The organism is Tunicatimonas sp., from assembly GCF_049647865.1.
GTDB lineage: Bacteria > Bacteroidota > Bacteroidia > Cytophagales > Cyclobacteriaceae > Tunicatimonas.
The window spans coordinates 1-5,874 of record NZ_JBARYM010000859.1 but is presented as its reverse complement, the minus strand read 5'-3'; the positions used below and the strand labels follow the sequence as shown (position 1 = coordinate 5,874).

At 42.7% G+C, this 5,874-nt stretch carries 7 protein-coding genes; all 7 read right to left on the bottom strand.

Features of this window, described 5'->3' with window-relative positions; genetic code table 11:
• Window positions 1-52: 52 nt before the first annotated feature.
• Window positions 53-964 (bottom strand): SDR family oxidoreductase, encoded by a 912-nt coding sequence (locus WBA23_RS24690; protein WP_424584946.1) that lies wholly within the window; start codon window positions 962-964, stop codon window positions 53-55.
• A 49-nt stretch (window positions 965-1,013) separates the two neighbouring features.
• Window positions 1,014-1,784 carry a peptidylprolyl isomerase gene (locus tag WBA23_RS24685; RefSeq protein WP_424584945.1) on the bottom strand — a complete coding sequence of 257 codons (771 nt, stop codon included), beginning with the start codon at window positions 1,782-1,784 and terminating at the stop codon, window positions 1,014-1,016.
• Between the two features lie 143 nt (window positions 1,785-1,927).
• The gene (gene hemC / locus WBA23_RS24680) at window positions 1,928-2,848 is read right to left on the bottom strand and encodes a hydroxymethylbilane synthase (RefSeq protein ID WP_424584944.1); all 921 of its coding nucleotides are present in this window, start codon (window positions 2,846-2,848) and stop codon (window positions 1,928-1,930) included.
• Window positions 2,845-4,032 (bottom strand): ATP-binding protein, encoded by a 1,188-nt coding sequence (locus WBA23_RS24675; RefSeq protein ID WP_424584943.1) that lies wholly within the window; start codon window positions 4,030-4,032, stop codon window positions 2,845-2,847. The genes hemC and WBA23_RS24675 overlap by 4 nt, the downstream gene beginning before the upstream one ends.
• Window positions 4,033-4,124: 92 nt before the next feature.
• A complete protein-coding gene (locus tag WBA23_RS24670; protein WP_424584942.1) occupies window positions 4,125-4,370 on the bottom strand; it encodes a type B 50S ribosomal protein L31 in 246 nt (81 codons plus the stop codon).
• A 104-nt stretch (window positions 4,371-4,474) separates the two neighbouring features.
• Window positions 4,475-5,383 carry a hypothetical protein gene (locus tag WBA23_RS24665; protein WP_424584941.1) on the bottom strand — a complete coding sequence of 303 codons (909 nt, stop codon included), beginning with the start codon at window positions 5,381-5,383 and terminating at the stop codon, window positions 4,475-4,477.
• Between the two features lie 77 nt (window positions 5,384-5,460).
• Window positions 5,461-5,874, bottom strand: a 414-nt coding sequence (locus WBA23_RS24660) for a 7-carboxy-7-deazaguanine synthase QueE (protein WP_424584940.1), incomplete at its 5' end; no start/stop codon positions are given.

Sequence of the window (5,874 nt, the reverse complement as noted above, 5' to 3'; positions counted from 1 at the left end):
AGATAGTATTATGAATCAGAAGGCTAAAGATGTAAGATATACCAAGTATAACTCAGGAAACTACGGCGCATTGCTGTCGTAATGAATCTACTCCCTCTCGGAACGTATGAGGTTTAAATCCTAATGTAGATTTTGCTTTCTCGATGACTAACCCCGTTTCGGGTGGGCGCTTGGCAGTTTGACTAAACTTAGACCCATCGGTACGAGTGATAAGTGTGGAATTCAGTTGAAATACACTAGCTACTTCCAGAGCCATTTGATAGGGCGTAAGCACTTCGCCTCCGGAGATATTATAGACTCCTTCAGCTCTTTGTTTAATAACTAGATAAATTCCCACTGCCAAATCTTCAACCAGAGTAGGAGTACGGTACTGATCATCAACAACGTTAATAGACTTTTGTGCTTCTAAGCTTTTCTTTACCCAAAGCACAATATTAGATCGGCTCATATTAGGAACAAGACCATACACTAAAGCGGTGCGTAAAATAGCGTACTTTACTCGGCTCTGCCTAACTAGTACTTCGGCCTGAAGCTTGGATTGACCGTAAAAATTGATCGGCTGAGGTTTATCTTCCTCCGTTAAGTACCGTTTATCACCCGAAAATATGAAATCGGTAGAAAGGTGAATAAAGAAACTATTGTAAGCTTCAGCAGCATGCAGTAAATGCGCTACACTCTGTACATTCACCTCCCAACACTCATTCTGATGCTGTTCACAATAGTCAACATTCGTCATCGCGGCAGTATGAATAATTACATCAGGCTGAACCAGATGAACAATATTGAAAACATGATCGCGATTGGTAATGTCCAGATCAAAGTACTGAAGATCTCGATAGCGTTCAGCAAAACGAGCTTTTCCCCGGGAAGTTACTATGGTAGAAATATCATCGTCAGATAGCAATACCGGAATCAACTTTTGACCTAATAAGCCATTGCCGCCGGTTAGTAATACTTTTACCATAATTTTTCTATTCCTCTCTTTTGAAAATGTGCTTGTATGGTTATCCGTTCTATTGAACTGGAAACTCGTATCCGAATTGCTGAGTAATTTTCTTTTTAGAGATTTCCTCTACCTCAACCACCATATAAATATCCTGATTGGGCTTTTCTACAGCTCTAGCCCCCGTAGGCTGAGCGGCAATAGAATCTATCACTGATAATCCATCAATCACTTCACCGAAAACTGTGTAAGTATCATCCAAATGAGGAGCTCCACCTTGGGTAGTATATGCCTGCACTCGTTCCGCCGGGTAATTTCGGTCAACTTCTATCCCTAGCTTTTCCTCTACCTCGGGCTTCAATGACATAAGCTTTTGCGTATATTCATCAAACTGTTGTGCGTTGTATAAATCCAGTAGCTCCTGACGAACTTCAGCATAATCGTCTCGCTGAAGAAGCTCTCCTACCCCGTCGTTTAGTTTTTGCATATCGATGGTTAGTTTCTCCTTTGGTAATACTGTACCCTGTACAATGTAAAACTGACTACCGCTAGATTCCCGCTTTGGGTTAATTTGATCCCCCTGGCGAGCAGCCGCCAACGCTCCTTTTTTGTGGAAGAGCGTATCAACAAACTCGGCTTCAATTGTATAGTCTACAGCATCTTCTTGGGTTGCTCCCGGTCGAGTGGCTAAATCACCCGTTTGCACCATAAAATCCTGAATTATCCGATGAAAAGTAACACTATCGTATTTTCCACTCTGTGCTAACTCAATAAAATTTTTCTTGTGTTTAGGAGTAGCATCGTATAAGATAGCCCGCATGTCACCGTACTTTGTACTCATTGTTATCAAATATTCTTTTTCAGAAGAGCAGGCACTGATAGTGACTAGTAGCACTAAAAACAAACAAAAAATATTAAATAATACTCTAATTTTATAATTCATGCTAAAACGAATTTACTACTTATAGAAGTAAAAAGACTAATTTATTGCGCTCTTATTAAATCAAGCACTTGATTGCCACCCTGAGCAATGATTTTTTCTGCCAGTGCTTCTCCTACTTTTTCCGGAAAATCTTCACTACCCACTACTTGGTCTTTTAGTAATGTTTCACCATCTAAACTCACCACTCCACCCTGAAGAAGCAACCTACCGCCGCTGATCGTCGCCAAAGCGAATACCGGAACACTACAACCACCCCGCAAAGCTTTAAGGTAGGCTCGCTCGGCTCGAAGCTGTCGCTCAGTCGCTTCATGGTTAATAAGCCTACGAATTACCTCTCTTTTTTCCTTAGCCAGACTTACTAAAACTTCAACGGCTACGCTTCCCTGTCCTACCGCAGGAATCATTTGCTCGGTAGAAAATTGATGCATAATAAAACGATCATATTCCATACGATGCACTCCAGCATAAGCCAGCATAAGTGCATTGCACTGTCCGGCTTCCATTTTAGCCATACGAGTTTGCAGATTCCCTCGCATTTCTACGGTATTCAAGTGAGGGTGATAGTGTTTAAGTAACGCTTTGCGCCGAACTGAGGAGGTACCAATGGTTAGTGGCTGATCACTTTGCAGCGAGAAGTTAGGTTGATGACTTACCAGTACATCGGCCGTATGCTCTCGTTCTGTGAAAGCCGTAATTTCAAATGCCTCCGGTAAGCTAGATTGCAGGTCTTTAGCACTATGCACAGCTAAGTCAATTGTCTGCCGTTGAAGTTGCTCCTCAATTTCTTCAGTGAACACTCCCCGGGTGCCAATTTCAGTAATGGCAACATCCTGACGCTTATCGCCCCGCGTATTGATAACAACAATCTCGCTTTCTACTCCACCCGCTTGTAGCTTCTCCGCCACATAGTGCGTTTGCCAGAGGGCGAGTTTACTGCCGCGGGTTCCTATCTTTAGTTTCATACCCGTCTAATTATTTTCCCAATGCCCAGTGAAATATCTAATAACAGAATCTTAGCATTAGCGTTTCTCTCTAGCTGACCATAAGCTTCATTAAACCAATACAGCATCTTCTCTAGCACCGAAGCATTCGCTATTTTACTAAAATTCACCACAAACTCTAAATCTTTACCTTGCACCCGAATCAACTTCTTTTCTTTCTGTAAGGTGTTTTCCTCACCATAATCTGCCAATTGATCAACCGACTGATGCACCATCATTTCGCGAATCATGGCTAAACCGTAGGTAAAAAGTGCCTTCTGATTTTCTTTACCCTGTTTGTGAAATTTATCAGTAAACGAAAGCAATTTTTTGTAGTCCTGAAGATAACACAAGCGCATCCACTCCCGAAAAAGCTGGTGACTATCATTTTCTACCTCTTGAAATAACTGAAGAGCTTTTTGGAAGTTACCCTCAGCCAGTGTAGCAATATGTTGTAATCGCTGCCGATCAGTTTCTTCTTCCGTAGCCGGATGATTTATCAGCATTTGCACCACCTCTTCATCCGAAAAGGCCCGGGTTTGGACGATCTGCGTACGCGACAAAATAGTAGGTAACAGTTGCTCCGTACTGTGGGCTACTAAAATGAATATGGTACGGTCGGGCGGTTCTTCCAGAATTTTCAAAATACCATTGGCGGCTGCCGGATGCATTCGTTCCGGATGCCAAATGATGACGATTTTATAGCGGTCGCCAAACGCCGTAAGGCTCAGCTTTCTAATAATATTTCGGCTTTCTTCCTTAGAAATGTTGAGCGATTTATTCTCAGTACCTAAGTACTCGCTCCAATCGGCTAATGAGCCATAGGGACACTCAGCAAGGAAAGTGCGCCACTCGGTAATAAAGCTATCACTCACTACATCCTTCCCCGTTATTTTCTTAGTAGACCCTACCGGAAACACAAAATGTAAGTCGGGTTGAGCGTACTGACCGCCGGATTGTTGACCACTAGAGGATCGGTCGCCACAGTGTCCTTCTTCTCCGCGGTTTTGGCAGTTCAGATATTGAGCATACGCTAAAGCTAAGGCTAAATTGGGGCCGCCTTCTGGCCCCAAAAACAATTGGGCGTGAGCTACCTGTTCAGTATTGGCTGACTGTATTAGATGTTGTTTTACTTCAGGAAGACCATGTATTGCTGAGAACTGCAAAAGCCAGTATTTTCTGTTATGAAAAGCACAAAAATAAAAAAGTCTCCGATAAGTTTATCGAAGACTTCTTAAAGACTCTTAATTTTTGAAGGCTATTTTTTCTTATAGCGACGGTTAAACTTCTCAACGCGCCCAGCAGCATCTACGTACAGCTTCTTGCCAGTGTAAAACGGATGAGATGCTGAGCTTACTTCTATTTTCACTAGCGGATAGGTGTTACCATCTTCCCAATCAATGCTTTCTTCGGATTGAATAGTAGAGCGAGTGACAAACTTGTGGTCACTGGAGGTATCGTGGAAAACCACTTTTCGGTAATCGGGATGAATATCTTTTTTCATAGTGTGCTGATTTTCTAAAGTCCAACAGTGGACAGTAAATTTCGGTTCCTTTTTTAGAGAACCGCAAAAATATGAAATTTATTAAATTCTAAAAAGCGGGCGATCTAAAATATTAAGTGAGACCGAACCCTAGCACCAAAAAATAAGACGTTTGACTGTAACGGATATGGCCGGGAAGCATCATCAAAGTACTGTTCATACGCCGCAAAAGCCTCTAGTATTCCTTGCCTTCCTCGGAATCCTAGTCCAGTCTCTACTCGATAGTTCATTTTCCAAGTTTCGCCCTGGTCAAAGAAAATTGGGTTCGCCCATGCTCGCGTGTATACATTCACAACTTCAGAGGCTTTAAACATCCATCGCCCCCCAGCTAATAGTGATGCTCTCAGATTCTCCCAACTTTGAATACCTTCCAAATGCTCGGGCCTACGACCGTCTACTCGGTAAGTGTAGGCGTTCAGTCGACCATACAACCGATACTGCATTCGCTCACCAATTGAATAAATAGGGGTGCTGATAGCCGAATACAGGGCAGTCATAACCAGCAGACGACGGGTGGGGCTATATTCTTCGTCAGGAGTTGACTCATCGGAAGGTACAGTATTATCAATCTCGTGCCGACAATGATGAGTTACTCCAAATTCTAGCGTTCCAACCTTTGTTTTACGAAAAAATGCGATTGACTCATTCCAGATAGACCCTCGCATATGAAAGCTGATTTCATTGTGCGGATTGGCTGTGAGTTCGTGGGAGAGCGTTCCGGCAATAGTAGCTTTTTCACTGAAACGGTAAAGTTCAATTAATCCGAAATACTTGGCGTTCCAGGCTTGTTCACCCAAGGCGGAACCGAAGCCTCGCATTCCTTCGGCACTAAAAATGACGTTAGGTAGAAAGCCCCGCTCGCTGGTAGTATCGTCTAATGGAGCCGAAAAGAAGTTACGCGCTACAAAGATTTGCGCTGAAACTGAACTGGAAATTAGGAGCAGTAAGAATATTCTTATCCCGAGAGAAATCATAGTGGTTTTGTTTGATTACTCCGCCAAGATACCAACTTCGTTCTCAGAAAAAGATTGATTTATGAAAGAATCTTACCTCAGGGTATGTGCAGAAATTTATGCGTTTGTAAAGAAATACGCCACTGCGGATTTTGCTTTACGTATTCAATCATTTGGGGTAACATTTTTTCGGCTACACTCCACTCGGGTTGCAGGAATAGTTGACACTGAGGATTAATTTTTTCAACGAACTGCTCCGCCCAACGAAAGTCGCTTTTATTGTAAATAATAATTTTCAGTTCGTGCGCTTGCTCATAAATTTCAGGTAGCGGGGCTTTAAACTTCTTTGGGGAAAAACAAATCCAGTCTAGTTCGCCACTCAACGGATACGCTCCTGATGTTTCAATATTCACTGTAAACTTGTGCTGCTTAAGTTCATAAGTTAGTTCCGTCAAATCATACATCAGCGGTTCACCTCCGGTAATCACGACTAGCCGACTAGGGTACTGCTT